Source organism: Nonomuraea sp. NPDC050451, assembly GCF_044458585.1.
The window spans coordinates 1-1479 of sequence record NZ_JBITHZ010000114.1 but is presented as its reverse complement, the minus strand read 5'-3'; the positions used below and the strand labels follow the sequence as shown (position 1 = coordinate 1479).

The following is a 1479-nucleotide window of genomic DNA, read 5'->3' as shown; positions in this document are numbered from 1 at the left end:
AGCCGGGCGACCGCGGGCGAGGAGGCGCCGCTGTACTTGGCGATCGCCTGGTACCACTTGCCCGCGTCCTTGCGGGCGGTGGCGTCCAGCTTGAGCTCGTCGCCGAGGGCGCGCAGCACGGCGGCGCCGCCCGCGATGTTGGCCGCGTCGTCTGACTTGAGGGCGGACACCGGCTGTTTGGTCAGTGTGGCGGCCTTGTCGAGGGTCTTGGCGGTGACCAGGTGCATCACGCCATAGCCGCCGTCGGCGCTGGGCTGGCCCTTGTGGCCGTCCAGGTGGGTCTCGGAGTAGGCCACCGAGACCAGCAGGTCACGGGGCACCTCATACGTCGAGGCCGCCTTGGCGAACGCCTCGGCCATCGGATCGGCGGATACCGCCCCGGCCGGCTGCCCCACGAGCAGCGACAAGGGCAGGACGGCGGCGCCGGTCAGGAGAATACGCAGCTTCAAGGGGGTTCAGCTCCCGCAGTGCTCGGACGGGCTGTTGTACGTGCTGGATCCGGCCTTGCCGCCCCACTTGACGCACTTGCCGGCGGCCGCGGCGCGCACCGGGCCCGCGTAGTACTCGAAGCTGCCGGTGTCGGTGACCTTGGGCTTGCCCGCGACCTCGAGGTAGGCGGTGGTGGCGGTGGCCTTGCCGAGCGAGGCCTTCTTGATCGTGGCGACGCAGTTGTTGCCGTTGCCGGAGTTGAAGGTCAGGTAGACCGTGCCGCTGGTGCCGAGGGCCGCCGAATCGATGACCTTGTAGCCGGCGCCGCACACGGACTCGGCGGTGTGCGGGTTGGTGGAGCCGCCACCGCCGCCGCACTTGTTCTTGGAGGTCACGCTGGCGTTCGGGTAGCCGAAGGTGGCGCCGTTGAAGGTGGCCTTGCGGATGTTGCTCGGGTAACTGCTGCCCTGGCGCACCTCGTAGTGCAGGTGCGGGCTGATGTTGTTGCCGGGCCTGCTGGTGTTGCCGACCGTGCCGATCTTCTGGCCCTGGGCGACCTGGGCGCCGGCGGAGACCGAGCGCACGGTCAGGTGCGCGTAGTAGGTGGTCCAGCCACCGCCGTGGTCGATCTTGACCAGGTTGCCGTAGCCGTTGGCCGAGCCCTGGTGGGCCGAGATGACCACCGTGCCGGCCGCGGCCGCGACCACGGCGTCACCACGATCCGCGCCAGCGGTGCTGCCCCGGTTGAAGTCGATCTCATACGACTTGTGCGCGCTGCTGTTGCTGGAGTTGCCCGTCCACGTCTGGCCACAGGGGAACGGCAGCTGGAAGCTCGGCGCCGCCAGCGTGGACACCGGCGGAACGTCCACCTGGTCCGCCGGGTTGCCCATCTCGCCCTCGTCCTCCTTCGAGGAGGACGTCGGCGACGGAGACGGGGTAGGGGCGGCCCACGCCGTCGCGATCGGGCCGGTCGTGAGGCTGAAGAGCAGGGCGAACCCGGCCGTAAGCACCCCTCTGGTTCTCATGCGGATACCTTTCTGCGCGCACCGG

The 1479-nt window shown here is 69.8% G+C and carries 1 protein-coding gene and 1 pseudogene; both read right to left on the bottom strand.

Annotation, left to right across the window (positions count from 1 at the left end):
- Nucleotides 1-449 (bottom strand): annotated as a pseudogene (locus ACIBI9_RS67875) (nucleoside transporter); the annotation flags it as partial.
- Nucleotides 450-455: 6 nt separating this feature from the next.
- Nucleotides 456-1454 carry a M23 family metallopeptidase gene (locus ACIBI9_RS67870; protein WP_397239689.1) on the bottom strand — a complete coding sequence of 333 codons (999 nt, stop codon included), beginning with the start codon at nucleotides 1452-1454 and terminating at the stop codon, nucleotides 456-458.
- Nucleotides 1455-1479 lie beyond the last annotated feature (25 nt).

Excerpts from the sequence above, each read along its gene's own strand:
- ACIBI9_RS67870 (WP_397239689.1), bottom strand. The coding sequence starts at position 1,454 with ATGAGAACCAGAGGGGTGCTTACGGCCGGGTTCGCCCTGCTCTTCAGC.